Genomic DNA, 2,036 nt, shown 5'->3' with positions numbered 1-2,036 from the left:
CTCCTCGTCGTCGGCCACGGTGAACACGGCCCCGCGGCTGATCGAGCCCTGGAAGGTCAGGGTGTGCTCCCCGGGCTCGAGATCACCCGGCAGGACGCCGCTCCACGTGGCACGGCCCTGCGCGTCGGCGCTGAGCGAGCGCTCCAGCACGACCGGCCTGGAGTAGACCACGACGGCGATGTCGGTCTCCCCGGGCCGGAACCCGGACGCGCTCGCCGTCAGGCGGTCGCCTGCGCGGACGGTGTCGCCGTCGGCCAGGTCGAGCGTGACGCCCGTCGATGCCGGCGGGGACGCCGGAGGGACGAAGCCGGTCGTGCTCACGGCAGCGGCCACGGTGCCACCACCGGACGCCGCACCTCCGTCGCTGCCGACCGTGAACGTCACCGGGTCCATCGCCTCACCGGCGGAGTAGAACCCCTGGAAGGCGCGGGCACCGGCGGCGGTGAGGCGCACGGGCGCACCCGAGTACGTGACCGCTCCGGCCTTCGTCGTCCTCGAGGCGCGCGCCAGGTCGACCGATCCGACGTCGATGCGCCGGCCCGCCATCACGGCCGAGAGGGTCCCGACCCGGCCAGCACGGACGGTGACCGTGGGGTCGGTGACGGACAGGTCCAGCGCACCGGCGTGACCCGTGAAGCGCACGGTGCCGCCGTAGCGCGTCGCACCACGAGCATCGGCTCCGGACGCGGCGGTCGACTTCTGGAAGAAGCGGTAGCTCCCGCCCGAGGCCGAGGCCCCCCGCGACACCGAGACCCGGCCGTTGGCGATGGGGCCGGTCACGTAGCTGCGGAACGCTGCCTTCACGCCCCAGCGCAGCGACCCGCTCGTCCTCGGCGCGTCGACCCCGCCCCCTGCACCCGGGCCGGCACCAGGACCGGTGCCGGGGTCGGGGTCGGTCGGCGTCGGCGGGGTCACGACGCCGCCCTTCAGGAGGGCGACGTCGAGGTCGACCGGGACCTCCACCGTCTGCGACGGGTCGGACGCAGCCTGACCATGCGCCTTCAACGAGTAGACCGCGTACTCCTTCGTCGGGTCCAGCGTCGCGATCTCCGAGGCCGACGGGGCCAACGTCACCGTGAACGTGCCACCCGCACCCATCTGCGTGTGCTGCACCCACTCCGTGCCGACGTACGCACTCGCGTCGGAGGTGCTCCCACCACCGACCGGAGCGATCGCGACGTAGACACCGGGCGAGGCGACCGCGTACCCGGAACCCTTCACGGCGACCTTCAGGCTGCCCTTCCTCTGCTCCGCCACCGACACGTCCAGCGTCGGACCGTTCGGCCCAGGATCGACCGGCTCGTCGTCGCCCTGCAGCAGCGCGACGTCGAGGTCGATCGCCTTCTCGACGCTCTGCGTCGCGCCGGGGTCGGGCATGCCGTGCGCCTTGAGCGAGTAGACCGAGTAGTCCTCGGTCGGGTCGAGGGTCGCGATCGCGGCTGCGTCGAGCTCGATCGTCCGCTCGAACGTGCCGCCCTCGCCCATGGAGGAGGCCTGGACCCAGATCGCGCCGCGGTAGGCACCGGCGTCCGTGGCGCTGGCGCCACCGGACTCGGAGATCCCGACGTAGACGCCCGGGGAGGTCGTCGCGTAGCCGGAGCCCGCGACGTCGACCTTCAGGCTGCCCTTCTTCTGCTCGACGACCTCCACCTCCAGCTGCGCACCCTGAGGCTCGGACGCAGGCTTGAGGACGGCGACGTCGATGTCGAGGGGCGCCTCGACCGTCTGGGACGGATCGGTGGCCGCCTGCCCGTGCGCCTTCAGCGAGTACACCGAGTACTGCTTCGTGGGGTCGAGCGTCTCGATGTCGTCGGCGTCGAGGGTCAGCGTCCGCGCGAAGGTGCCCCCCACGCCCATGGTCGTGCTCGGGACGAGGACCGCGCCGCGGTAGGCGCCGACGTCCGTGGGGCTGGCGCCCCCGGACTCGGAGATGCCGAGGTAGACGCCCGGCCCCGTCGTGGCGTAGCCGAAGCCCTCGACGTCGACCTTCAGGCTGCCCTCGACCTGCTCGACGACCTCCACGTCGAGCGTCGGGG

General features: G+C 72.8%; 1 protein-coding gene. It reads right to left on the bottom strand.

What is annotated here, in order from left to right; translation table 11 throughout:
• A partial coding sequence (locus ASF38_RS17195; protein ID WP_200914490.1) for an HtaA domain-containing protein occupies positions 1-2,036 on the bottom strand: 2,036 nt, incomplete at both ends.

It is taken from the genome of Aeromicrobium sp. Leaf272 (assembly GCF_001422865.1).
In the GTDB taxonomy this organism is placed as follows: Bacteria; Actinomycetota; Actinomycetes; order Propionibacteriales; family Nocardioidaceae; genus Aeromicrobium.
This window is presented reverse-complemented; position numbering and strand designations above follow the sequence as displayed.